Genomic DNA, 25,724 nt, shown 5'->3' with positions numbered 1-25,724 from the left:
CGTTAGCCAAATATAGAATTATGCCTGTAGAGCTTAGTGATTCAGAATTGATATTGCTATGGCAGAATGGAGAGGATCATGCTTTTGAAGTACTATACAAAAGACATGCTGTTCGTTTGCTGGCGACTGCATTGAACAAAATCCGAAGCAGGGAAATATCTGAAGAAATTATACAGGAAACCTTTTTAACATTATTTACAAGAAAAAAAACGGCAAATCAAATTACCAATTTATCTGCATTTTTGTATACTACGGTTAAACATAAGATCATAGATCATTACAGACGGGAAAAACTATTAAAAAAGTATGAAGAACATAGTTTATACGTGTTCAATGAAACAGATAACTCTACCTTACAAGCCATTGAATCCAGAGAGCTGGAACAGCAACTAGCTTTTCAAGTAGAAAAACTTCCTTTTAGATGCAGGAGTGTTTTTACCCTCAGCCGCAGCCGGCATCTGTCTAATAAAGAAATCGCTGCTGAACTGGCTATTTCCGAAAATACAGTTGAACAGCATATGAGAAAAGCATTGAGATTGCTTCGTAATTATTTTTTTGATGGCAAACGAGGGTTAATCATTTTATGCACATTTGCAATGTGGCTTCTTTAGCTTTATAGATTCGATACCCTATTTTTATTATCTTTATCCTTATGACATCATCTATTATTCATATTTTAAGTACTGCGTTACTTACCCTTTCTCTACAGGCCTGCGGATCATCTACTAAAATCGCATTTAATCCCGCTGTTCCAAACCCGTACAAAGTAAAAGCTGAAAACTTTGACAAACCTAAAGCAGACGAACTTAGGACTGGTGCCGAACAAACCGAACTGTATGTGCCCTATTTGAAAGGAAAGCGCGTGGGTATGGTGGTAAACCCTACTTCTGTTATAGGAAAAGAGACGACGGTAGACAGCTTACTAAAGCTTGGTGTAAATGTAGTTAAGATATTTGGGCCTGAACATGGTTTCCGTGGAAACGCAAGTGCAGGCATGCATGTTGATGATGATATTGATAAAAAAACAGGAATCAAAGCTGTTTCGTTATATGGTAGCCATTCAACGCCAACAAAAGAAGATTTGGCGGATATTGACATCATGATATTCGACATTCAGGATGTTGGTGTTCGCTTTTATACCTACATAAATACTTTGCAGCATGTAATGGAGGCTTGTGCAGCCAATAAAAAAGAGGTTCTGATTCTGGACAGGCCAAATCCTAATGGCTTTTATATTGATGGACCTATATTAGACCCTCAGTTTAAATCTGGTATCGGCTTAAAGCCTATCCCAGCGGTACATGGCCTCACTGTAGGCGAGTATGCCCAAATGCTAAATGGTGAAGGCTGGTTGGATAATAAGCTTAAATGCAAGATCAAAATAATTAAGGTAGCCAACTATACCCATGACACACCTTATGAGCTACCGGTTAAACCATCGCCGAACCTGAATACTGCTCAGTCTATTTTATTATACCCTACCACCTGCTTGTTTGAAGGCACTTATTTAAATCATGGACGTGGTACTCTGTTTCCATTTACTATAATAGGCTCTCCCTCTTTAAAGGGTAAGTACAGTTTCTCTTTTACGCCAAAAAGTATTAAAGGCATGTCTGAAACTCCGATTTTCATGAACCAGGTATGCTATGGTCTGGATCTTAGAGACTACGATGCTAATATTTTCAGAAAAACTAAACAGATTAATCTAGAATGGATTATTGCACTTTATAAGGCATCACCAAACAAAGCAGATTTTTTCAATTCGAAATTAAGTAATCAGATGTTACCTATTGAAAGACTGATTGGGGTGGCTGATTTCAGGCAACAGATCATAGCCGGTAAATCTGAAGCCGAAATAAGGGCTAGCTGGGAACCGGGATTAAGTAAATACAAAACAATGCGTGAAAAATACTTGTTGTACCCATAAGTAGCCGCTAATTTTTTAGTTATTTTGCCACCTAAAATACGGATTGATGAAAATAGTTTTTATGGGTACGCCCGATTTTGCAGTTGCTTCTTTAAATGCATTAGTTGAAGCCGGATTTGATGTAGTTGGTGTGGTTACAGCGGCAGACAAACCTGCTGGTCGTGGGCAAAAGCTTAATGAAAGCGCTGTTAAGCAGTATGCGGTATCGAAGGGCATAAAAGTTTTGCAACCCTTAAAACTAAAAGACCCGTTATTTATTGAGGAATTAAAAGCCTTAAATGCCGATTTACAGGTTGTTGTGGCATTTAGAATGTTGCCCGAAATGGTATGGGATATGCCTGCAAAGGGAACTATTAACCTGCATGCATCTTTACTCCCTCAATACCGTGGCGCTGCCCCAATAAACCATGCGATCATCAACGGAGAAAAAGAAAGTGGGGTTACTACATTCTTTTTAAAACATGAGATTGATACGGGTGATGTAATATTTTCTGAAAGTGTCCCTATCGCAGATGATGAAACTGCGGGAGATTTACACGACAAACTAATGAATGTGGGTGCTGGTTTACTTGTTAAGACGGTTAAGTCAATAGAAGATGGTAATTATACAGAACAACCACAACCCCAAAGTACTGAGCTAAAACATGCGCCAAAAATATTTAAAGAGCATTGTTTAATTGACTGGAACCAGCCTGTTCACAAAATATACAATCAGATTCGTGGTTTAAGTCCTTATCCTACTGCTTTTACAAAGCTAAACGATAAAACACTAAAGGTGTTTAAAGCAGAACTTGAAGAAAAAGAACCTGGTATTTCGCCAGGAAGCTTTTTGTCTGACGGCAAAACTTATTTAAAGTTTGCTACCCGAGACGGTTTTATCAAATTGACGGATCTGCAGTATGAAGGTAAAAAACGCATGCAAATTGATGAATTTTTAAGAGGCATGCGCTTGTAAGATCTTTATTTTACCCGATTTATCAATTCTTTTCCGGCCAAAAATGCATCTACATTCTGAAATGTAATTTGAGCTATTTCTTCCATTGCTTCTTTAGTAAAAAAGCCCTGATGAGATGTAATCAGTACATTAGGAAAAGAGATTAAACGGGTAATAAGATCATCTTTAATTACATTTTCTGAGTGGTCATGAAAAAACAATGTGCTTTCCTGCTCATAAACATCGAGCCCCAAATATCCAAGCTGTCCTGTTTTTAAAGCCTCGATAACTGCTTTTGTATCAACCAGGCCTCCCCGACTTGTATTGATTAGCATTGCTCCTTCTTTAAAAAGTTTAAGCGTGTCTTTATTGATCAAATGCTTGGTAGTTTCGGTAAGGGGGCAATGAAGTGCCACAATATCTGCATCATTTAAAGTTTCCTCCAAAGTACCATACTTTACTCCAAGTTCCTGAAGTTCTTTTGATGGATATGGGTCGTATGCACTTATTAAACAACCAAAACCTCTTAAGATTTTACAAAATGCTTTACCTATATTACCGGTACCTATTACTGCTACTTTGTGTTTGTGCAAGTTAAAACCCATAAGTTTTTCTAAAGAAAAGTTACCTTCACGAACACGATTATAGGCTTTATGTGTTTTACGGTTAAGGGTCAGAATTAAGGCAATTGCATGCTCCGCCACTGCCTCAGGGGAATAGGCCGGAACTCTTAACACGGGAATATCCAACTCATTTGCGGTTTCAATTGCAACGTTATTAAAGCCTGCACAACGTAAAACAATTAGTTTTATCCCACCCTTATGTAAGGTTTTTATAATATCGGAACCTACGCGATCATTTACAAAAATACATACTGCATCAAAGCCTTCTGCAAGCTTAACAGTTTCTTCTGTTAAGGCTACGGTAAAAAAGGATAGATCATGGCCAGTATTAAATCGGCTTAAAAATTCTTCATCGTATCGGTAAGTACTAAATACAGCTATCTTCATATGTTTTTATGCGTTTAATGAAACGTAGAGTTCACTTTGTGTAAGCCATTTTCCATTTACCTTACGCCACATTGCGGCATAATTACCATGGTACTTTGCATTTTTATAATCCCACTTACCATTTTCCCATGCCAGATCACCTCCTTTACTTACAACAATTGTTTCGGGGATGCGTTCAAAAAGCGGGCTGCTTTTGGAGAACATATATTTCCAGTCGGCCACGATTTCGGCTTTGCCGACAGTATGGCTGCCATCACCTGCAATCTGTACAAAATCGTCCAGCCAATATTTAGACACGCCATCTACATCCTTTTTTGCAATGCAGCTATTTGAATCTAATCTTGCCTCTTTTATTAGTAATGCCTCTGATGAATTCATAATGGTAAAACTACAATTCTAAGTTGTAATTTTACCATTATTACTTAATGTATCTATTTGGCCTGAGGAAGGACTACCCATTTGTTCAGGGTATTGTCCTTAGCCTGAAGAACAACTTTATAAAACTCTGAAGGATAAGCTTTAACATCTGCAAAAAAGTGCTGTTGATTAAGGTCTACTTCTCCTAAAAGATGATAAGTATCTTTTCCTCCTGTTTTAAAATTATTTGTAGTGGTTAGCCAGACTTTAACCTTTCCGGTTTTCTGTAAAGCTTTCCAGCTAATATCAATGTGGTTTTGAGTATATATAGTTTTAAGCGATGCGACAGATACCGGACCAATAAAGGAAGTGCCATCTATTTCCTGCGCTACACTATCAGGTAGTTTTACATTTAAATAATGTGCAATGGAAGGCATTATATCAACCACACCAAGATCAAAATACTGCCCATAGGTATTCAGGTTTTTATAATTACTTACCATCCAGGTTGATCTTTGTCTGTCCGACTGCCCGCCATGTCCACGGCCACTTTTTTCATCACGACCATGATCTGTTGTGATAATAATTAACCAATCTTCTTTAAAGTTTTTCTGACGGTAACTTATTGCCTCCCAAACCCTGCCTACCTGTTTATCTAACATACCCACAGCATTATAAAATTCAGGGCTATCGCCATGAGCATGGCCCATATCATCAGTATACTCCAGATAAATCCAGGAAAGATCAGGTGCTTTATCATGAATAGTGGTAGCGGCATCAGTTATTACCTGCTCATCAATGCGATGCATATAATCTGCCTTTTTATCGTGTTTAAAACGAACAGTATCGAGCTCATAGCCATCAAAAAAGTAATCGACCTTTAAATTTCCAGCATCTGGCAGATTATGCCCCAATAGTTTGGTGCGGTTATCTGTCCAGCTAGAGAAAATAGCTGTTTTCTTATTGGGATATTGAGCTTTAAATAACCTGAATATATTCTGATAATTATAGTTAGGCACTTTAATATCATTGTCGGGAACATTGTGCTTATTTACCCAGGTGCCGGTAAGTAAACTATTATAACCAACTGCCGATATGGTAGGCGTTTCGCTGTAAGTACCTTTACCACCCCCTACATACATTCGGGAATACGATCCTTCTTGTATTATCCTCTTAAAATTAGGAAGATTTTGGTTTTCAATAACATCGGCAGGAATACCATCAGCTATAATATAAACAACCTTTTGTTGTTTTTGCTGAGCATATGTTGCCGCTGATAGCAAAACACTAAAAGCAAAAATAAATGAGATTCTCATAATGTTAAAAAGTATGTGGGAAATATTCATTTTCAACTGTGCCGTCTTCATATAAATTCAGCATTGCATAACCAGGAGGGGTTTCTAAATAGTATCCAGGTCCGGTAGACTCGGCATCGCCTTTACCCCACCAGAAACCACTCATTGCTCCATTACAACAGTACAAAACATTGTTGTAGCTGGTTTGATCTGACAAATGATTATGGCCACTTAAACAAACTTTCACTTTATCACGGTGCTTGTAAAAAAGATCTTTTAGCTTTTTACAGTCCGAGTGCCCGCCACCTACAAGAACCTGTGTAGTGCCCAAAATAGGATAATGCGACATCAGTAATGTTGGTGTTGACGCTGGTAGTTTCTCCAACTCTTTCTCTAACCATTCATATTGTTCCTGATCTAATGAGATGTTACTATTATTGCCATCAAGCACAATAAAATGCCAGTTCTTTTTAGAAAAGCTATAATACCGGTTAGGAATTTTTAACCGCTTAACCACATAATTTTTTCCATACATTTCATGCTCTTTAGAAGGAGCTTTCCACCATGGGTCGTGGTTACCAATACAGCTATGAACTTCGTATTTATCAAGTGTTTTTATGCAATCATCCCAAATACCCCATTGCTGAATTACCTGATCGTATTTAACATTATCATATGATGCATCATTAATGGAATCTCCTCCGTTTAGAAAGAAATCAGGTTTGTGCTTGTTAATGATTTGTTTTAAACAGCTTTTAAACCTTTCAGGTGCATTGTCTCCGTCTCTGATATGCACATCGGTTATATGTGCTACTGAGAGGGCAAGTTTTTTAGTTTTCTTATCCTGGTTTTCAGGATTAGAAGCAAAGGCAGACAGGCCGCTGGTTGCTACGGCGCCAACAGCTAGTCCTGCTGCCTTTAATAAAGATCTTCTTTTTAGTTTCGTCATCTCGTTTTTATAGCCAAATAAACTATTGGTTATTACCAGCCGAATATCTGTTTCAGGTTCGGGTTTAATACAACTTGTTGCTGAGGAATAGGGCGATAGTAATACTTAGGTTCTTCAAATTTACGAGTAACATTTTCAGTTACAATAACTCCACCATTTGCCCCATTTTTTAGGAATACTGTAGCATCAGATCCTATTTCACCTGTACGGTAATAGATAAGTGTTACCCCTAATGAGTTCTTTTCTTTACTAGCTTCGGCCGGGATAGTAACAGACTTGTCTATTAAAATAATATCTTCAACTCCATCGCCGGTCATATCATATTTACCTAAACCGGGGAAATACATTCCTTCAGGGCTTTTGGTAAGTAGTTTTCCTGCTTTCCATCTCATTAAATCATCGAACCTGCTATTTTCAAAAGCAAATTCAACCCTGCGTTCTCTTCTGATTTCAAGAATAACACCCTGGTTAGACTCAACATTATTAAACTGTTGCAATAATAATGGATCAGGAGAAGCATTTGCATCTGCCATGATAAGATTAGGCATACCTGCTCTCTTTCTAATCAGGTTAACAGACTCATCTAATTGCGATTGGTTAAGTGTTCCTAATTCAGCAAGGGCCTCTGCATAGCTTAGCAACACTTCAGCATAGCGATAAACAGGAAAATCAACACTGTTTAAGGTTACATTATCGGTACTGTTTACATACCCCTTTAACTGATGATAGCCTGTAAAGTTTTTATTTAACCTTTGTAGGTACGGCTGAGCATCAGGAACTCTAACCCAGCCTGGATAAGCCATTGTTTGAGCCAAACGAGGATCACGGTTCTCGAATTCCTTTACAAAACCAAGTTTATCATAGTTAGGCATTGCAGTAAAACGAGTTCCATCTTTCATTAAATAAGCCTGGATAAGATCTTTTGCAGGTGCTTGCTCATAATCGCCAAATACCACGCCATTTACATTTTGCGATACGTTTTTTGTCTGATCAAAGATGTTAGCCAATATAACTTCCGGGTTACTGGTTAAATCCTGACTTGCAAACAAGGTTGCATAATCTTGCAATGGCTTTCCGGTATTATAAATTGAGAACTTTTTAGATGCAATTATCTCGCCACTCACTCTTGCTGCTGTTTCTAAAAAAGTATTTGCCGAGGCTTTTAAATTAAGCTCATTATGGTATTTACGGTAAGTTCCTTCGTAGAGTGCTGCTCTTACATAAAATACGGCTGTGGCCCATTTACCTGGAGTTCCGGGAGTTACATTTTCTTTTACATTTTTATAGGCAAAATCCAGATCGGCCATAACACTATCCATTACCAAAGTGCGAGGGTCGCTTGCTTTAAAAAGCTCTTTATCCTGAGGGTTTAAAGTACCTGAATACCATGGCACATCAGAAAAGCGTTTCACTTTATCCAGATAGAACTGCGCACGATAGTATCTGGCAAGTCCGGCATAGTGCTTTTTAACCTCCAGTCCGATATTTGCTTTATTATAGTTCTCAAGAAAATAATTGATATTGCGAAGTCTGCTCCAGCTCCATCCACTATTAATATTTTGGGCATTTGTATTACCAGCCATCACATTTTTTACCTCAACAGCAGCAGTTGTTGCCACGTTATCACTGCTTTGGTCGTTCAAATAGCTATTACGATCTGGCATAGACAACAGTCCATTCACATACAAAGAAAGATCTTCTTCTGTATTAAAGAAAAGGTTTGGTGAAATAGAATCCTGAGGAAAACGATCGAGATTGCCCTTTTTACAAGCTCCCATTACAATTGCAAGAACCGTAAACAGGATATATATATTTTTTTTCATGACTAATTTTTAATGATTATTAAGTTCTGATTATTAAAAGTCCAGGTTTAAACCAACTGCATATTTCCTTTGAAACGGATATGCCCAAGCACTAGAACCTTGATTTACAGCCTCAGGATCAATAAATTTCTTAATAGCAGAGAATTCATAAATATTTTCTCCTGATACAAATATCCTTAAGCGGTTAACTTTAAAACGTTTGGTTAAACTTGTTGGCAGCGTATAGCCCAGGGTTACATTTTTAATCCTTAAGTAAGCGCCATTTAATAAATATTTTGTTTGCGGGATATCCAAACCACTACCGTAATTAGCATCTGCTAACCAAGATTGTAATACAGGGTACTCAGAATCAGTATTTGCATCGGCAAGGCCTGCTGCAATGTATGAGGCAGAGTGTTTAGCCCTTTGCTCAGGTGAATCAGATGTTCCCCTGTAGTAGTTCAAATTCCACGGATAAACGTTAGCATAAGGCTGCTGATAAGGACCCCAGAACAAATAATGATGAGGATAAAAATCTCTTTTTAATACACCCTGAACAAATACTGAAAGATCAAAGCCATTCCAGTCCATATTCAGGTTTGTTCCTATACTGTATCTATCTCTGCTATTTCCAATTACTTTAAGATCTTTTGGATCGTTACTGCTTAATCCTCTTTCAATTTTATTGTCACCATTTAGATCTTTATACTTTGGCCATCCCGGAAGAATTTCTAATGCTCCCCATGGGATAAGGCTTGTTTCATCCAAAGCAGCTATTTCTTCTTTGTTTTTAAAGAAACCATCATTCTCAAGTCCCCAGATTTCACCAATATCCTGTCCTACACGGTAAGAAGAGAACAAGTTCTGTTCATTTTTAAATTTAGTAATCTTAGAGCGGGAATCGGAAAGGAATATTTTTGCCTGGAAATTGAATGGTTTATCGGATATATCGAATCTATCTCTGTAGGTTACCGAAAGCTCCCAGCCTTTAGTTCTAAGATCTGCCGAATTTTGTGCAGGAGGTGTAGTTCCTAGCACTCCTGGCAACTCTTGCCCTGCTATTAACATTCCCTTAGTATCACGGATAAAGTAATCAAATCCCAAAAGGATCTTGTCATTCAATAATCCTACATCAGCACCCACGTTAGATGTTGAAACTCTTTCCCAGGTATAAGTTTGCGGATCAATATATAATCTTGGAGCTCCGGTGATAATCAAAGGTCGTTTACCACCTATCAAATAAGGAGAAAGATCTGTTCCCAGAGTTTGGATATAAGCAAAGTCACCAACATTCTGGTTACCAAGATCTCCATAAGTTGCACGTAACTTAAGAGTTGACAATACTGGAGCCAAAGGTTTAATAAAGTCCTCAGAACTTGCTATCCATGCAAATGAAGCCGATGGGAAAAAGCCCCAGCGTCTTTCTGTTGGGAAACGGGACGAGCCATCATAACGTCCTGTACCTTCCAAAATATAACGATCTTTATAAGTATAGTTTACCCTGCTAAATACACTATTGGTAGCATAAGCACTATAACCGGCAGACATTCTGGCATCACCAGTAGTTAGACTAAGAAAAGGAAGGGATGATGAGATAAGTACATCACGTTGCGCATTTACAGAAGAATAACGATAGTTTTCGCTATTAAAACCTACCATTGCGCTGAAGTAGTGGTCGCCGATGGTTTTTTTATACGTGGTATACATATTAAATACGTTACTGTATAAATATCCATTGGTTTCGCTTACATATCCATTACCACCTTCTTCTCTAACATCGCCCGGACCGTATCCAATTTTATACTTCTTAGAATCGTTATGGTATTTCCACAGTTCTCTTTTAAAAGACGCATCACCATTTACCTGCAAATCGCCATTAAGGAAAGTTGCCGTAGCACTTGTAATGTTATTAAAGCCAAACATGTTCTGAAGGTTGCCTCCACCATCAACAAGTCTGGCAGCCAGTCTACCAGCAGCTGTATTTGACCAGGTACCATCTGGATTTTTAGCAACATCAGTTGGTTGCAGATAATAAAGATCTCTAATATCGCTATTAGGCAATGCACGTTTAGTTTCATAAACGTTAAGGTTATTGTCTACCTTAAGCCAGCTTAAAGGAGAAAAACCTAGTCTTGACCTCAAACCATATCTATCCCAAAAATCGGGTGTAAGTTTATTAAGTCCATTATCTTTTGCGTAATCGGCCGAAAAATAATAAGTAAGTGGTTTGTCGTTTAACTTAGCTCCACCTGATAAAGATATTGTATGATTTTGCGAAATACTTGCATCATTAAAAAAGTAGCCGTACCAGTCATTGCTTCCCATATAGGCCCATCTTTTTGGATCAGCAGGATCCAGGCGTGTATCTGGAAGAGAAGGGTTTTCTGATCTTTCTTTTGCCCATTTATAATACTCGTCCGAAAAATTCACATAATCCCATGGAGTGTTATCTGTAGCGGTTTCTAAAACCCTCGAAAAGATATAAGGATCTGTAACCGGTTTAGGCAATACAGTAGGTTTACCCCATGAGCTGAATGCATTGTAGCTAATATTTTGTTTACCGGCATCTCCTTGTTTTGTAGTAACTAATATTACACCAAAAGCCGCTCTGGCTCCATAAATTGCTGCAGATGCCGCATCACGTAATACAATAAATGATGATATATCAGCAGGTGTTAACCTTAACATATCATCGTTTGTTGAAGGAATTCCATCAATAACAATTAAAGGTGAACCTCCGTTAATTGAAGTATACCCCCTAATATTTATGGCTGGAACTGTACCCGGAGAACCGCCTCCATAGGTAATGTTTAACCCAGGACTAAGCCCTTGCAATGCCTGCATTGCATTGGTAACCGGCCTCGATTCAAGTTCCTTTCCAGAGATCTGATCTATTGCCCCTGCAATGTTAATTTTTTTCTTTGTTCCAAACCCCACTACTACCACTTCTTGAAGATCACTCAAGTCAGGAGTTAGTGTTACGTTTACTTGTGTTTTTCCATTCAAGTTAATTTCCTGAGGCTTATATCCGATATAAGAAAATACCAGGATAGCTTTAGGGTTTACATTGGTTAGGGTGTAAATACCATTTGAGTTTGTTGCAGTACCCAGCTTTGTTCCCTTTACACTGATGTTAACTGCCGGAATAGGCCCTTTGGTTTCGGCATCCACAACCTCACCCTTTACGGTGATATTCTGGGCAAAACTCTTTGCTGCAAAAAACATGAAGCAAATTAGTAGTAGCTTTTTTTTCATAATTGCACTAAGATTAAGTTTGTTTGGTTTGTTATTGTATTTACTGTCTGAGCGCCGCAAATATCCACATGCAGTGTTAACAGTAGGTTAGAACTAAATTAATAAATTAATTGAACATACATTCAATCTATAAAAATAAATTTGCGAAATAAGATTACTTTTGATTAGTTTGGAAGAATAAATTTTATCATGGGAAGAAAGAGTCTTAAAGAGACAAGACAACTAGAAATTATTAAGATATTTTATAAGGTTGCTAAAAAAGAGGGGTATGAGAATACCTCGATAGCAAAAATTGCCAAAGTAATGGATATTAATCCAAGCCTTATTATCCATTACTTCGAAACAAAAGAAGACCTAACCTACGCCCTTATTGATTATATACTTGAAAGGTATCTGTTAATATATACTATTAAGAACAAGGATGCTGTTACACTTTCTGATTTGCAGAAAACAATTGAAATGCTTTTCTCTAAAAAATGGAATTTGCTCTTTGACGACGGGTTGTTTTATACTTTTTATGCTCTGGCATTCAGAGAAAAAAAGATTAAAGAGAAATATAAGACTATATTAGATTCTCTTAGGCTGGCCCTAGCTTCAATGATAGACCGTTGCAATGAAAAACAACTGATCAGAGTAGAAGATGCCAAAACGGCTGCCGATCTTATTTTTGTACTGGTTGATGGTGCCTATTTTTATCTTTCTTTAGAAAGTGATAAAAAGGCATATGCAGAAAGACTGGATTATTATAAAAGTAAAGCATATCAGATTTTAGGAATAGAGAAGTTAATCCTTTCTAACAGCACTCTGGGTTCTTAACTGCCGGCCAAAAGCATAAACCCCAATGAATACCCAAAGTAAATTGGCCATAACATTAGGCCAATCGCTGTTTTCGAATGCTATCGTTACTAAACAAGAGCCGCCCACAATATTGAGTAACTGGAAAATCCGAGAGTCGGAGGTTATGACTTTTGTGCTTAATAATAAGTAACCTAGTGTACATAAAACCACACCAAACCAGCCAATACCTGATATTATCATCTGAAACATGCTTGTAACTTGCTTTAAGAGTTAAAAGTAAAAATGCAATTTAATATGATACAGAGGAAATTTTATCGGATAATAGTTATACTTCCTTTTAATAAACCACATGCTCTTTTTAAATCAATTATATAATAGTAAGTCCCTACCGGCAAATCTTTCCCATTTTGTCGGCCATCAAAAGGTTGCTTGTATCCGGTTGACGCAAATACTTTTTGTCCGTAACGGTTAAAGATAAACACAGTTCCTTTGGGATAGTTTATCATGTCTGGTATTAACCAAATGTCATTGTGTCCATCATTGTTAGGAGAAATAGCATTCGGCACTTTAGACAAGCCTTCATTTTCTATAGTAACTCTTATTCTTCCGGTAGGACTCTCACATAATCCTACGACCTGACTAATAAAATAGTTTTGGCTATTTAGAATGTTAACCTTAAAAGTTCCAGATTTACTTTGATCTAAGCGTATTCCATTTTCATTATATAAAACATAGGTACCTATTCCAGGTTGCATTACCTGGATAAAAGCATCACCGGGAGCACAGATCTTTAAATCATTTAATATTGGAGGCAATAAAGTTTTCTCTTCATTTAAAACGGTATACAGAATCGTTTGTTTTGAACAAACAAGAGCATCACTAATCGTAAGTGAATAATTACCTGCAGAAATATTTTCGAGCACAGGCCCAGAACCGATTTGCTGACCATTATTGTCTGACCAGAAATAAGAGTATGGAGGTATTCCAGAAATACCTGGAGCTTTGATACTTCCCTTGCCTAAATTGCATTGATCGTTTGTGACTTTTTCTTCGCCTCGGTTTATTACAGCTGGATCCACATTTAGTATTGAGAATTCTCTGTAGAAGGATTCGCAGTTGTTATTATCAGTAAGATAAAGTTTATAGCTTCCAGCCAATGCAGTTAAAATCATTGAATTACCCACTGTTGTGCCTGAGGCATTAACCCACCTAACTCCCAAAGGTTGTAGTAAGCCATTAACTTTAATTGAGATTGTTCCATTAGATTGATTGCAATAAGCACTGCTTCCACCTACAGCTTGTACATCAAATAGTGTGGAGGGTAATTCTTTAACCTCATAAACCAGACTTTGTTTAGTACACCCAGAGGCATTACTTGCCAACAAATGATATTTCCCGACACCAATTCCTGTCAGATTCAGGGAATGTCCTACTTCCAGATTGGCTTGATTCATCCATTTATATGTAGTGGCTCCTGTAACTATTAAACCGGTTATGCCTCCAGATGTTGAATTACATGCTACTGGAATGAGTTTCGCATTCGCTTCATCAATGGTAATTCCATTTGTTTCTTTGACCTGAACGGGAGCAGATCCTAAAACGAGGCATGCCGTTCCATCTTTCACTTCAAGAACATACCAGCCTGATTGAACATTTATCAGGTCTTTTGTAGTGCCTACAGTTACTCCTGCCGCATTTTTCCATGTGTAAGTAATACTTCCTGTTCCTGCTACTTTAACGTTGGTTATAGAGCCATTAGAGCCGCCACAGGTTGCATTTTTAAAAATGGCGCCGGATAGATCAATGGACGGGCCGCTTTGATTAGTTAATACAACGGGGCCATAAGTTTTAATGCAATTTGAGCCGCTATATCTTGCCTCAAGAATGTATTCTCCTGAGGGAACATTTACCAAGTCAGCACTTGTCCCTAATTCTTGGTTATTTTTATCAAGCCATTTTAACTTCAAAGCACCAGGATCCACCATACCCACTAGTAAATTTTTAATGCTACCATTTTTCTGTCCGCAACTTGAATTAGTTACAATTATATTTCTATCATCGAATACTGGTGTTAGATCCTTAATATCGATAAAAGGTGATTCTTTACTGCAATTTCCTTCTCCCAGGATTAGCTTGTATTTACCTGGTTTAAGTCGAGTTATATTAAGCTTATCTCCTACAGGAGTTCCCAGTTCATTTACCCATTTGTAAACTTGTGAATTCATAGATTCTATACCTGAAATCGATCCGTTAGCTAATCCACACGATGCATTAATTACCTTAAGTCCATCCATATTCAAGGCAGCCTCTGTAAAAAGAGACGTTTGATTGTTTAGCGTTGCCGAGGCTACCACTGCTCCACTAATAGAACCTAGATATATCCACTTTCCATTAGCATCTGATTTCACTGTCGCTAAATAGATTTCGGGGGTACAACCTGAACAGGCATCATCATAAAAAAGTTCAACATCTGCCCCAGGTGTCGCAGTACCAGATAAGGTTTCAAATGGGGAAGAAGTAATTTCAACAACCGGAACATCATCAATATCAGAATGAATTAAAAAAGGTAATCCATAAAGACAAAACATTCTGTTTCTCGATACCTTACAGGTTCCTTCTGGAAAATTAGCGTCATAGACGCCATTTATCTGCGCATTTATGATATTACCATCTCCTTCGTTATCTCCTCCAATTAAACACTGAGCCTTGGTACTTAAAACGATAGCTATTCTAAAGCTAAAATTTGCAGGGGAAAAATCTAATGTACCTGTTAAATCTGTATTAAAGCTATTACCTTGTATAGCTACCGTACCGGATACAGCAGAAATGATTACTACATCTGAATTACATGCAGCTATTACATTTTTCTTTATTAATATATGATGCTCGTTGAATATAGGCTGTCCATTGTCAAAACTACCTTGAATTTCTATTCTTGGTTCCTCTACACCAAAACTCCGATCAGAATGATTTCGTGCGTAGTTAGCTCCAATATTATTATAACTTATATCTATATATTTTGGTCTAGTATCAGAAATGTTTACTTGGTCAGAATGTACCTGTAGTACGCCGGCGATCATGTTACCTTCATTTTCATTTCCACCGATCAAAATTTTATCCACAGCCTCCAAATAAATCCTGCCCCAATTCCCAACATTCCCATCTACACTTGAAAAGCAAACATTGCTTTTAAAAATAAATTCTTTAGTTTTACTAATAGTTATGCCATTCTGAAAGAAATTTCCTTTATTATTCCCGCCAATAATAATTTTACCCGAATTCAGTATTTCGATCGCATTAGTTGATGTACCACCTTCATATAGATTATTTATCCATAACCCATAAATCTCCAGATTATCTATAGCGTCTCCTTTTAAAGTTGATCTGTCATTAATTTGGCTAATTTTACTAAATATTCTAACTCGGCTGTTAGTTACACCAAAAGAACCATTTGGCTGGGTTGTTCCGTCTATAACTAAATTTGATGACAGAAGTGGTAGAGGTGTTAATGCAACTACGGTTCTGTCTATTTCAGTTGAACCGGGTAAATTAAAATGAATATAATCCTTTTCACTTACACCATTTGCGGCAGCCTTTTGAAGGGCATCTCTTAAGGTACCAACACCGCTATCTGCATTACTGGTAACCACGAAAGTGTTAGAAAAAGCATTAAAATTTAAACACAGTAAAATAAGAATCAGCGTAAATCTCATAATAGGAGCGTCTATTTAATTTAAATAGGCATTAACACCTATATTTAACAACCAAATTTAAGCTTTTATTAATATTTACGGTACCTGGGTTCCCATTAACAATCTGATTCCCTATACACCTGCTTTTTTAAGTACCTCTAGAGTTTTTCTTAATCCCGTTTCTGCTACCTTTTGCAAATCCTGCTTATAATATTCAGGATTATAAAGCTCAAGAGAAATACAGCCTTTAAAACCAGTTGCTTTAAGGTCTTTAAAAATCTGTGGCAGTGGTAAAATTCCGTCACCAGGAAAAACACGGTCTTTATCACCAAGGTCGGCAATCGCTGCGGGTGAAGCTGGAACATCCGAGAACTGGAATATAGCAATAGCATCTCCATTTATCAATTTCAATCCTTCAAATCCACCCTCAGAAATATACATATGATAAGTATCTGGAATAATCATAGCCTTTGGATGATTGGTATCCAAGGCAATCCCCATTGCCTGCCCCATTGTTTTTACCGGTTGATATTTGACGAATACGAGAGCGGGGTGAATATTAAACTCCTTCAACCCAATTTCAATAATGTCTCTATATCTACTGGCCACCCATTTCTGATTAAAGTTATCTCCAGCTGTATCTGGTATGGTTTGAATATGATGGGCACCAATATCAGCAGCCATACGCATTCGATTGCGAGTATCTACCAAAGATTTATCGAACAATTCTTGTGTAGGAGGTAATGAATTCCATAATCCAATTACACTTGGCACAAATAGCCCCAGATCTTTTATCTCTTTACCCAGATCTTTGAGGTTACCACCTTTTGCTTCATATTCCTGCAATTCTCCGTCCCAGGGTTCAATTGCATCGTAGCCTGCTTTCGCAGCTATTTTTACTTTATCTTTTAATGATGCAGGCCGTATGGTGGCAGTATCCAGACAAACGGGCCACGGACTGGCGCCTTTTTGAAAACGTTTTTCTTTTTTGTCTTTTAATAATCCATTTTCTCCAAGTACATATGTAGTTGGTGCAACAGAAACTGCCCCTGCAATAGTGCTAAGATTGATAAATTTTCTGCGGTTCATAATTAGCTAAAGGTTTTATAATTCGGTTTTCACGAATATAAAAATATTCCGACCTTTTTTAAGGCTTCTTATTGTTTAAAAAACCAATGCTAACCTCTGTTTTTCTTGTAAGCGCACTAATAGTTAATGTACTTTCGTACGGTAAACCGTAATAATCCTTGCCATCAATTACTCCATCATTATTAAGATCTACCCATTTAAAATTCCCTGGAGCAGCATTATTCTGTTTTGCAGCAGTATTTACTTCAGTATCCGATTGAAAGATTCCCGAAATAGCATACCCCATATAAAACCCGTTGTTTGGCTCAGCCGTACTTCTAAATGTATTCGTTTTGTTACCATAAATGGCTTCAATATAATATCTTCCGTTCACTAATCTCTTTAAGATTGCATGGCCGGCAGTGTTTGTTTTTCCGCTATACGCCACCTTACCTCTGGCATAGTCTGCTTGTGAGGCATAAAGATTTACCGTTGCACCAGAAGCTGTCTCTCCTTTAGCATTAGTAATGCTCCATTTAGAACTATCCCATACTGTAACCTCAATAGTTGTTGTGTGTAATTCATCGTTAGTAGTTGTAGAACTTAATGATGATTTTATTGTATGCACAGCATCATCGTCATTGTATATAATTTGTTTACCTCCTACCTGCACTCCATTTACCCATATTGTATCGGCAATACGACTAACCTTTAATTCTTTTCCGCTTAATGCTGTAAAAGTCCTTTTATTATGCAGTTCATAATGATTCAATGACCCTTTTACAATATGATCTTTAACCATTACCGAAGTAATGGGAACCTCATCATTTAGAAATGCGAATACAGTAACTCCATCTGATACTTCTTCTTTTGTAAGTGAAAGATTTTTAAGGGCATTAACAAAATTACTTATGCTATCAGCGCCTGCAAGTTCAGTAGTAATCTTTTTAATTAACTGTTGGGGCTCAAGGGATTTATCATTTTCAGATGCCGGTTTTTCTTTTTTACAAGAGAAAACAAAAGCAATTAGTATAAGAACAGCTAATAATTTACAGATTCCTTTTTTGAATGAGTTAATATCTCCTTTAAAGGAGAATAAATGATGAAACATAAATGAGAGAATTAAAAAGCGTTAATTTATAAGTTGGGTCAAGATACATCCTTACATGAATAAATCAAACAGCTATTTATCTGTAAAGATCAATTCACTGGTTATTTCCATTGGAGCAGTAACTCCTTCGGGCATTTTATCATTAGCTTTAATCTCAATACTGCCTTTAATGCTCTGGCTAATCTTTCCCTCAACTATCCAACCTGTCTTCTTGTCGATCTTAATAAGAGAATTCATAGTTCCCGCCAGATTATATTTTATTGGCAGGCCATTAGATTCTGTCGAAATATCTTTATTGGTAGTCATTGTCGAAGCGCCACTAAGTATAAATTGCGTGGGTGTAACTTCGTCCAGTTTATAAACGCCATCTAATGTTGCAGACATGCCTGCTTCCAGCTGCGTTTTTACACTCCAGGTATCTCCTTTGGCAACAGCGCGATCTGGAAATACAGCAGACAACATTTCTAAATTCCCTTTAAATGCCTTATCACCATAAGATTGCATAACCTTACTGCGTATCTGTTCTTTTTGCTCAGCGGTAAGCTGTGTAAACTTATCAAAGGCTCCTGCATATAAAGCTTCTATATTTTTAACTTCCGTTACTTTACCGGCTTTGGTCATTTTTATTTGAAATGGCTTATTTTTCATCATGGCAAAAACGGAAGACATGATATCCTTTTCATCATTTTTTTCAGAATCAAAGATAATTGAACCACCTGGATGAGCCATTTTCATAGATAAGTTTAAATAACTCAAGTCCATATTATATACCCCATCTGCATAATCAGTGACCATAAACTTCATTTGACCGGCAATGGTCATGTTAATATCGACTTGCTGCCCGTTAATAGTTTGTTTTACTACTGAGTTTACCACACTTTTTTGGAAATAAGCCTGGCCCTTAGTTAGATTCAATTCGATCTTTTGAGTTTGCGACAGACCTGAAAAACATATTACGAAGGCAAAAAAGAAACTTAAAATAATTTTCATAAGGCGTTAAATTAGCTTAATTGGTTACTATAACCAATGTAAAATTACAGGAAATTACGACATTCTAGCAATGTCATTAATAAATCATTTAAGTGTAACATTCCTTTGGTATGGCTTCCTATCTACATTATATTACTTTTCTTTGCGACCGAATGAACGTTCAATTAAACAATTCTAACAGTAAGCGAGACGCTATTTTAAACAGCACGCTAATACTCATTAAAGAGTACGGATTTCATGGCACTCCTATGAGCCAGATTGCAAAACATGCAAATGTAGCCGCAGGCACCATTTATCACTATTTTGATTCAAAAGAAACACTGATTGTAGAGCTTTACATAAGAACTAAAGATCAATTTGCAGAGGCCATACTTCAGGGCTATGATGAATCAAAACCTTATAAAGACCGTTTCTTTAAATTCATGATCAACCAATACAATTTTTACATACAAAATGAACCTGCAATGGTTTTTCTTGAGCAATACATAAACTCTCCTTTTGCAAAAAATTTTCCAGAAAAAGACAGTATATTGTTTAAAGAAAAAGTTATCGGGTTTTTTGAAGATGGGATAGCACAGGGATATTTTAAAAATGTTGATCCCAGATTGCTTGGCCCCACAATAAGAGGCACGTTAGTTGCGGCAGCAAACTTCAGATTATCAGAGCATATGATATACTCTGACGAGGATATTACGGAAGTGGTGCAAATTGTTTGGGACGGAATTAAAAGACAATAATAAATAATGGCTTTAACTACACTCAATTCCCCTTTTAAATATGAAAATTCATAAATTACTCGTAATGCTTCTTATTGGCTTACCTGCCCTGCTCCCCGAAAAAGCAGAAGCCCAAACGGTAAACAACGATAAACAGCTCAGCAATGCTACGCTCCAGGAAGTGATAGATTATGCACTAAATAACAGACCAGGAGTGAAGCAATCTCAGATCGATGAAGAGATTGGCGAACGCGATATCAAATCTGCGCTTTCGGGATGGTTCCCTCAAATTAATGGTACGGCAAACTATAACAACAACCTTAAGCAACAGGTTAATGCACTTACCACAAATGGCGAAACCAATTACATAACCTTTGGTACAAAACATACTTCTGCGCTTACTTTACAGGCAGATCAGCAATTCTTAAACGCCGGTCTTATCCAAGCTTCAAAAGCGTCTAAGTACTACAGACAACAATACAAGCAAAGTACAGAAAACACCAAAATAAACACCATTGTAGATGTAAGTAAAGCTTATTTTGATATCCTAACCAGTGGCGAGCAGCTAAACATTATCAATGAAAACATAGCACGCTTAGAAAAGCAACTGAAAGATGCATCCGCTCAATATGAACAGGGTTTGGTTGACAAGACAGACTTTCAACGTGCTCAGATTAGCTTAAGCAACTCCAAAGCCGACAAAAAGAGAACAGAGGAACTTCTCAAATACAAATACGCATACCTTAAGGAAATTATTGGTTATAGTACTGAAAAAGAGTTCAGTCTTAACCTAAAGTCTGACAGTATGGAGCAGGGTATCCTTTTAGATACCAACGCCCAACAGGCCTACCAAAATAGAGTGGAATATCGTTTATTACAAACACAAAAGCAATTACAACACTTAAATACCAGCTACAACAAATGGAGCTACCTGCCGTCTATTTCAGGTTTTGTAAACTACAGCTATAATTATTTAAATAACAATTTTGGCAACCTCTACGACAAAACCTTCCCTAGTTCTGTATTTGGGTTAAAATTAAGTGTTCCGATTTTTCAGGGTACCAAAAGAATCCAGGAGATTAGAAAATCTGAATTACAGGAAAAAAGGATTGACCTCGATTTGCTAAATACCAAAAACCGGATCAATACGCAATACGAGCAAGCAATGGCTACTTATAAAGCAAATCTGAACGATTGGAAAACTGCCAGATCAAACGTCGACATTTCAAGACAGGTGTACAATACTATTAAACTTCAATACGACGAAGGAATTAAAACTTATCTGGATTTAATGACTTCTGAGACAGATTTGCGTACGGCCCAACTCAATTATTTAAACTCATTATATAGCCTGCTTTCATCGAAACTAGACGTACAACAGGCATTAGGAACTATTACTGTAAATTAACGTAATTTAATAAGAACTCAAATGAATACTACTAACTACATAAAACTAGGCATTTTAATACTTGGAACAGTCACTTTAGCCTCTTGCGGTGGCGATAAAAAGGCTGCACAGCAAGGGCCGCCCCCTGCTACGCCCGTAACCACTTACACCGTATCGGATCAGGAAGTAATCACTACCGATTCTTATCCAGGCGTTGTAGTAGCTTTAAACGAAGTTGAACTGCGTCCACAAGTTGGCGGGTACATTACCGCGATCTATATAAAAGATGGCCAGAAAGTAACAAAGGGTCAGAAGCTGTATGAAATTGACCGCACAAAATATATTGCGGCAAACAATACAGCCAAAGCAAACCTTGCGGTTGCCAAAGCCAATCGTGATAAAGCAAAAAAAGATGCTGATCGTTATACCAGACTTGCAGAACAAGATGCCGTTGCAAAACAACGTGTTGATTATGCATTAACAGATCTGGCAAATGCAGAATCGCAGGTTGCCGCAGCACAGGCACAGGTATCTTCAGCTGCTAACGATTTACAACGTTCAATTATTGTATCGCCACTAACCGGAACAATAGGTATATCTCAGGTTAAACTAGGTGCCCTGGCATCACCTGGTACAACTTTACTAAACACAGTGTCTAGTAATAACCCAATAGCAGTAGACATTGCTGTTAACCAGGCCGAGATTCCACGTTTTGTACGTTTGCAAAAGAACACCGCAGCAGTAAAAGACTCGCTTTTCAATATCCAGCTTCAGGATGGCAGTATTTACACCGGACAAGGTCATATTACCGCCATCGATCGTGCAGTTGATCCTCAAACCGGAACCATTAAAGTAAGGATTAGCTATCCTAACGCCGAAGGAAAACTTTTTGCAGGTATGACAGTAAACTTAAAAGCTTTAAATAAAGCTACAGAACATGAGCTTGTAATTCCATACAAATCTGTTATAGAGCAACTGGGCGAATTTAATGTATTTGTTGTAGGTGATAGCAGTAAAGCCGAAGCACGCATTGTTAAGATAGGCAAACAGTTCGACAAAAGCGTGGTAATAAAAAGCGGATTAAAACAAGGTGAAGTAGTTGTGGTAGATGGTGTACAAAATGTAAGGCCAGGTGCTGTAGTTACAACAGCCGCTCCTGATGCAGGCCAGGGCGCACAATCAACAGCAGGTGCAGTTAAAAAATAGATTTAAAGAAATTCAGAGATATGATATCAGAAGTATTTATAAGGCGACCCATCACGGCTATCGTGATTTCTCTTTTGATTGTTCTGGTTGGTACCATCGTTATTACAACACTACCAATTAGTCAATACCCAAATATTGCACCACCAACTGTTACAGTTAGTGGCACCTATACAGGTGCCGATGCCCAAACTGTAGAGCAAACGGTAACTACTCCAATAGAAAGCCAGATTAACGGTACCCCGGGCATGAAATATATGTCATCGAACAGTACTTCCGATGGCCGTTCGGCAATAACAGTTACTTTTGATGTTGGTACAAACATAGATGTTGCCGCACTTGATGTTCAAAACAGGGTAGGTATTGCAGAACCAGCTTTGCCCGAAGCGGTAAGGCGTTTGGGAGTTACCACCAAAAAGGCAAATAACGACATTTTGATGGTGCTTGGACTTTACTCTCCTAACGGCACTTACGATCAGAAATTCATTTCGAACTATGTAAACTTATATGTAAAAGACGCCCTATTAAGGATTAAAGGTGTTGGAGATGTGCAGGCATTTGGTCAGCCATTTAGTATGAGAATCTGGCTTGACGCCAGCAAACTGGCAAGACTTAACATAACCCCGGCTGAGGTTTCGGCAGCAATTGCAGAACAAAACTCCAGGATTCCTGGTGGTACTGTAGGTGGACCTCCTCAAAATGACAATCAGACTTTTGAGTTTTCAGTAATCCTTGATGGCGACCTAAGTACCGAAGAACAATTCAGAGATATTGTAATAAAAACAGGTGCTGATGGCTCAGCCGTTTATTTAAGAGACGTAGCCAGAGTAGAGCTTGGAGAATTTAGCTATTCAACAACTGCAAAGGTAAATGGCAAAGTTTCTTCTATGATGGCTATTAACCAAACTCCCGGTGGTAATGCTGTGCAAACTGCCGAAGGGATAGACAAAGTAATGGCTGAACTGAAAAAGTCGTTCCCTAAGGATCTCGATTATGTAGTGGCTTACGAAACAGTATCAATTGTAAAAGTTTCTATAAACGAGGTTGTTCACACCCTTGTAGAGGCACTTATACTTGTAACGCTGGTTGTATTCTTCTTCCTTCAAAGCTGGAGGGCAACACTCATCCCCGTTCTTGCCATTCCGGTGTCAATAATTGGTACATTCATCTTCTTTACTCTTTTCGGATTTTCAATTAATGTACTTACCATGTTTGGTTTTGTACTGGCCATAGGTATTGTGGTTGATGATGCTATTGTAGTGGTAGAAGCCGTACAGCATTACATGGATCATGATGGACTCTCTGCACCTGATGCAACAAGAAGAGCAATGAAAGACATTACTGCTCCCGTAATTGCCATAGCCTTAATACTTGCTGCCGTATTTATACCAGTAGGCTTTATACCAGGTATGGTTGGCCAGTTATATCAGCAATTTGCAATTACCATAGCTGTATCGGTATTAATTTCCGCATTTATTGCGCTATCATTAACGCCTGCATTATGCTCGCTGTTGCTTACACCAATGAACCTGAATAAAGATTCAAGAGGATTAAACAAGTTCTTCTTTAAATTTAACACATGGTTTGCCAATGTAACCAGCAAATACTCAAACGGTGTTAAATGGGCATTAAAAAAAGCCCCGTTAATGATGATTATTCTGGTTTGTTTATACGTTGGAACTGTTGGCTTGTTTGCTAAAAAACCATCAGGATTTATACCAAATGAAGATGCCGGAGTATTTTTAATGGGTGTTACATTACCCGAAGCAGCCTCTGCAGCACGTACTGATGCAATGATTAAGAGGGTTACCGAAACTATCTTAAAAAAATACCCTGAGGTTAAAAACGTTACTTCAATTGGTGGTATCAACATCCTGAACAGGTCGTTCAAATCTAATGCTGCTACTTTCTTTGTGCAGTTAAAAGATTGGGATGACAGAGAAGGCGATGTAGCTACAACCATTGCTAGCATTTCTCAAGAATTTAAGGGCGATAAAGATGGAAGTGTAATTGTAGTTGCTCCACCTCCTATTCCAGGATTAGGTATTAGTGGCGGTTTCTCCTTACAGATTCAGGAAAAGCAAACCGGCGACATAAAACAGTTTGAAGCCAACGTAGGAAAGTTCCTTGGAGCAGCAAATCAGAGACCGGAAATTGCAATGGCTTATACCCTATTTAATGCCAGAACTCCAAATTATCAGGTTCATGTTGATCGTGACCAGGCCAAGAAAATGGGAGTTTCTATAGGTGCGGTTTACAGTACCATTTCGGCCTACCTGGGCAGCAGCTATGTAAACGACTTTACTAAATACGGCCGAAATTTCCGTGTGGTTACACAAGCTGACACCAATTTCAGAAAAGGAATTGAAAGCCTGAATAGCTTATATGTGAAAAATTCATCAGGCTCGTCAGTTCCATTAAGCTCTATAGTAAGCTTCGAGATAGTAGAAAAAGCATCTATTATAAACCACTTTAACCTGTTCAGATCTATTGAGGTTACTGGAGCCGCAAAACCCGGATTTAGTTCGGGTGATGCACTAAAAGCTATGGAAGAAGTGGCAGCACAAACATTACCGGCAAACTATTCTTATAACTTCTCGGGCTTAAGCTTAGAGGAAAAAGAAGCCGGTAACAGTACCACATTAATTTTTGCGTTGATTATTGTTTTTGTATTCTTATTATTAGCTTCATTATACGAAAGCTGGTCTGTTCCATTCTCTATTCTGCTGGCAGTTCCGCTGGGTCTGTTTGGGGCCATTCTGGCGCTTACATTTTTGCCAAAATTAGACAATAACATATACGCACAGGTTGGTTTAATTACGCTGATTGGTCTTTCTGCAAAGAATGCCATCCTGATTGTTGAATTTGCCAAAGAGCGTGTAGATTGGGGTATGGAATTAATTGCCGCTACAATTGAAGCAGTAAGGCTTCGTTTACGCCCAATTATAATGACATCCCTGGCATTTATATTAGGGGTTATCCCACTTGTTATCTCTCATGGTGCGGGTGCTGTTTCGAGGATGACAATAGGCTGGACAGTAGCTGCCGGGATGCTTTCGGCAACCATATTAGCTATATTTATTGTTCCAGTATTATTTGTATTAATTACTAAGCTGGCTTATGGTAAAAAGAAACTTGCCGAACTGCAGGCTTCATACAAGCCAGAAGACCATAAAGATACTTTACATGCCGACTAAGCTGTAAAGAGTAAGGTTTAAACAGAGAAAAAG

The 25,724-nt window shown here is 37.9% G+C and carries 19 protein-coding genes; 8 read left to right on the top strand and 11 right to left on the bottom strand.

Features of this window, described 5'->3' with window-relative positions; translation table 11 throughout:
* Positions 1 to 20: 20 nt before the first annotated feature.
* The 3 genes from CPT03_RS00575 to fmt are packed head-to-tail and all read left to right on the top strand — an operon-like array spanning position 21 to position 2,882.
* Positions 21 to 611: an RNA polymerase sigma-70 factor gene (locus tag CPT03_RS00575; RefSeq protein WP_099437020.1), complete on the top strand. Its 591-nt coding sequence runs from the start codon at positions 21 to 23 to the stop codon at positions 609 to 611.
* 41 nt (positions 612 to 652) lie between these two features.
* Positions 653 to 1,927, top strand: coding sequence for an exo-beta-N-acetylmuramidase NamZ domain-containing protein (locus tag CPT03_RS00570; protein ID WP_099437019.1), 1,275 nt, complete (start codon positions 653 to 655; stop codon positions 1,925 to 1,927).
* 46 nt (positions 1,928 to 1,973) lie between these two features.
* On the top strand, positions 1,974 to 2,882 hold the full coding sequence (gene fmt / locus CPT03_RS00565; protein ID WP_099437018.1) for a methionyl-tRNA formyltransferase: 909 nt from the start codon (positions 1,974 to 1,976) through the stop codon (positions 2,880 to 2,882).
* Between the two features lie 5 nt (positions 2,883 to 2,887).
* On the opposite strand, the gene CPT03_RS00560 is transcribed toward fmt, so the two are convergent.
* Genes CPT03_RS00560 through CPT03_RS00535 form a run of 6 tightly spaced genes read right to left on the bottom strand, consistent with a single transcriptional unit; the run spans position 2,888 to position 11,529 of the window.
* Complete coding sequence (locus tag CPT03_RS00560) at positions 2,888 to 3,871, bottom strand: 2-hydroxyacid dehydrogenase (RefSeq protein WP_099437017.1); 984 nt, start codon at positions 3,869 to 3,871, stop codon at positions 2,888 to 2,890.
* 6 nt (positions 3,872 to 3,877) lie between these two features.
* Positions 3,878 to 4,249 carry a YybH family protein gene (locus CPT03_RS00555; protein WP_099437016.1) on the bottom strand — a complete coding sequence of 124 codons (372 nt, stop codon included), beginning with the start codon at positions 4,247 to 4,249 and terminating at the stop codon, positions 3,878 to 3,880.
* A 53-nt stretch (positions 4,250 to 4,302) separates the two neighbouring features.
* On the bottom strand, positions 4,303 to 5,544 hold the full coding sequence (locus CPT03_RS00550; RefSeq protein ID WP_216641580.1) for an alkaline phosphatase family protein: 1,242 nt from the start codon (positions 5,542 to 5,544) through the stop codon (positions 4,303 to 4,305).
* Positions 5,545 to 5,548: 4 nt separating this feature from the next.
* Positions 5,549 to 6,472, bottom strand: coding sequence for a metallophosphoesterase family protein (locus CPT03_RS00545; protein WP_099437014.1), 924 nt, complete (start codon positions 6,470 to 6,472; stop codon positions 5,549 to 5,551).
* A 32-nt stretch (positions 6,473 to 6,504) separates the two neighbouring features.
* Entirely contained in the window at positions 6,505 to 8,295 is a 1,791-nt protein-coding gene (locus CPT03_RS00540; protein ID WP_099437013.1) for a RagB/SusD family nutrient uptake outer membrane protein, read from the bottom strand.
* A gap of 33 nt (positions 8,296 to 8,328) precedes the next feature.
* Positions 8,329 to 11,529 carry a SusC/RagA family TonB-linked outer membrane protein gene (locus tag CPT03_RS00535; protein WP_099437012.1) on the bottom strand — a complete coding sequence of 1,067 codons (3,201 nt, stop codon included), beginning with the start codon at positions 11,527 to 11,529 and terminating at the stop codon, positions 8,329 to 8,331.
* A 189-nt stretch (positions 11,530 to 11,718) separates the two neighbouring features.
* Here CPT03_RS00535 and CPT03_RS00530 point away from each other — a divergent pair, with 189 nt between their 5' ends.
* Positions 11,719 to 12,345: a TetR family transcriptional regulator gene (locus CPT03_RS00530; protein ID WP_099437011.1), complete on the top strand. Its 627-nt coding sequence runs from the start codon at positions 11,719 to 11,721 to the stop codon at positions 12,343 to 12,345.
* On the opposite strand, the gene CPT03_RS23320 is transcribed toward CPT03_RS00530, so the two are convergent.
* From CPT03_RS23320 to CPT03_RS00505, 5 genes are all read right to left on the bottom strand, one after another.
* Positions 12,313 to 12,567 (bottom strand): CBU_0592 family membrane protein, encoded by a 255-nt coding sequence (locus CPT03_RS23320; protein WP_410522619.1) that lies wholly within the window; start codon positions 12,565 to 12,567, stop codon positions 12,313 to 12,315. The genes CPT03_RS00530 and CPT03_RS23320 overlap by 33 nt on opposite strands.
* A 71-nt stretch (positions 12,568 to 12,638) precedes the next feature.
* A complete protein-coding gene (locus CPT03_RS00520) occupies positions 12,639 to 16,040 on the bottom strand; it encodes a gliding motility-associated C-terminal domain-containing protein (protein ID WP_099437009.1) in 3,402 nt (1,133 codons plus the stop codon).
* A gap of 111 nt (positions 16,041 to 16,151) precedes the next feature.
* Positions 16,152 to 17,108, bottom strand: a complete 957-nt coding sequence (locus CPT03_RS00515; protein ID WP_099437008.1) for a sugar phosphate isomerase/epimerase family protein — start codon at positions 17,106 to 17,108, stop codon at positions 16,152 to 16,154.
* A gap of 58 nt (positions 17,109 to 17,166) precedes the next feature.
* Positions 17,167 to 18,198 carry a hypothetical protein gene (locus CPT03_RS00510; RefSeq protein WP_099437007.1) on the bottom strand — a complete coding sequence of 344 codons (1,032 nt, stop codon included), beginning with the start codon at positions 18,196 to 18,198 and terminating at the stop codon, positions 17,167 to 17,169.
* Between the two features lie 72 nt (positions 18,199 to 18,270).
* Positions 18,271 to 19,188 (bottom strand): DUF6263 family protein, encoded by a 918-nt coding sequence (locus tag CPT03_RS00505; protein WP_099437006.1) that lies wholly within the window; start codon positions 19,186 to 19,188, stop codon positions 18,271 to 18,273.
* 152 nt (positions 19,189 to 19,340) lie between these two features.
* Between CPT03_RS00505 and CPT03_RS00500 the strand changes: the two genes are divergently transcribed.
* Genes CPT03_RS00500 through CPT03_RS00485 form a run of 4 tightly spaced genes read left to right on the top strand, consistent with a single transcriptional unit; the run spans position 19,341 to position 25,691 of the window.
* Entirely contained in the window at positions 19,341 to 19,925 is a 585-nt protein-coding gene (locus tag CPT03_RS00500) for a TetR/AcrR family transcriptional regulator (RefSeq protein WP_172954117.1), read from the top strand.
* Positions 19,926 to 19,965: 40 nt separating this feature from the next.
* Positions 19,966 to 21,312 (top strand): TolC family protein, encoded by a 1,347-nt coding sequence (locus tag CPT03_RS00495; protein WP_099437004.1) that lies wholly within the window; start codon positions 19,966 to 19,968, stop codon positions 21,310 to 21,312.
* 21 nt (positions 21,313 to 21,333) lie between these two features.
* Complete coding sequence (locus tag CPT03_RS00490) at positions 21,334 to 22,497, top strand: efflux RND transporter periplasmic adaptor subunit (RefSeq protein WP_099437003.1); 1,164 nt, start codon at positions 21,334 to 21,336, stop codon at positions 22,495 to 22,497.
* Positions 22,498 to 22,517: 20 nt separating this feature from the next.
* Entirely contained in the window at positions 22,518 to 25,691 is a 3,174-nt protein-coding gene (locus tag CPT03_RS00485; protein WP_099437002.1) for an efflux RND transporter permease subunit, read from the top strand.
* Positions 25,692 to 25,724 lie beyond the last annotated feature (33 nt).

This window comes from Pedobacter ginsengisoli (assembly GCF_002736205.1).
Lineage (GTDB): Bacteria > Bacteroidota > Bacteroidia > Sphingobacteriales > Sphingobacteriaceae > Pedobacter > Pedobacter ginsengisoli_A.
The sequence above is the reverse complement of the archived record's forward strand: the minus strand, read 5'-3'. Positions and strand labels throughout refer to the sequence as shown.

Coding starts and splice junctions, on each gene's coding strand:
- CPT03_RS00575 (WP_099437020.1), top strand. CDS start 21: ATGCCTGTAGAGCTTAGTGATTCAGAATTGATATTGCTATGGCAGAAT.
- CPT03_RS00570 (WP_099437019.1), top strand. CDS start 653: ATGACATCATCTATTATTCATATTTTAAGTACTGCGTTACTTACCCTT.
- fmt (WP_099437018.1), top strand. CDS start 1,974: ATGAAAATAGTTTTTATGGGTACGCCCGATTTTGCAGTTGCTTCTTTA.
- CPT03_RS00560 (WP_099437017.1), bottom strand. CDS start 3,871: ATGAAGATAGCTGTATTTAGTACTTACCGATACGATGAAGAATTTTTA.
- CPT03_RS00555 (WP_099437016.1), bottom strand. CDS start 4,249: ATGAATTCATCAGAGGCATTACTAATAAAAGAGGCAAGATTAGATTCA.
- CPT03_RS00550 (WP_216641580.1), bottom strand. CDS start 5,544: ATGAGAATCTCATTTATTTTTGCTTTTAGTGTTTTGCTATCAGCGGCA.
- CPT03_RS00545 (WP_099437014.1), bottom strand. CDS start 6,472: ATGACGAAACTAAAAAGAAGATCTTTATTAAAGGCAGCAGGACTAGCT.
- CPT03_RS00540 (WP_099437013.1), bottom strand. CDS start 8,295: ATGAAAAAAAATATATATATCCTGTTTACGGTTCTTGCAATTGTAATG.
- CPT03_RS00535 (WP_099437012.1), bottom strand. CDS start 11,529: ATGAAAAAAAAGCTACTACTAATTTGCTTCATGTTTTTTGCAGCAAAG.
- CPT03_RS00530 (WP_099437011.1), top strand. CDS start 11,719: ATGGGAAGAAAGAGTCTTAAAGAGACAAGACAACTAGAAATTATTAAG.
- CPT03_RS23320 (WP_410522619.1), bottom strand. CDS start 12,567: ATGATAATATCAGGTATTGGCTGGTTTGGTGTGGTTTTATGTACACTA.
- CPT03_RS00520 (WP_099437009.1), bottom strand. CDS start 16,040: ATGAGATTTACGCTGATTCTTATTTTACTGTGTTTAAATTTTAATGCT.
- CPT03_RS00515 (WP_099437008.1), bottom strand. CDS start 17,108: ATGAACCGCAGAAAATTTATCAATCTTAGCACTATTGCAGGGGCAGTT.
- CPT03_RS00510 (WP_099437007.1), bottom strand. CDS start 18,198: ATGTTTCATCATTTATTCTCCTTTAAAGGAGATATTAACTCATTCAAA.
- CPT03_RS00505 (WP_099437006.1), bottom strand. CDS start 19,188: ATGAAAATTATTTTAAGTTTCTTTTTTGCCTTCGTAATATGTTTTTCA.
- CPT03_RS00500 (WP_172954117.1), top strand. CDS start 19,341: ATGAACGTTCAATTAAACAATTCTAACAGTAAGCGAGACGCTATTTTA.
- CPT03_RS00495 (WP_099437004.1), top strand. CDS start 19,966: ATGAAAATTCATAAATTACTCGTAATGCTTCTTATTGGCTTACCTGCC.
- CPT03_RS00490 (WP_099437003.1), top strand. CDS start 21,334: ATGAATACTACTAACTACATAAAACTAGGCATTTTAATACTTGGAACA.
- CPT03_RS00485 (WP_099437002.1), top strand. CDS start 22,518: ATGATATCAGAAGTATTTATAAGGCGACCCATCACGGCTATCGTGATT.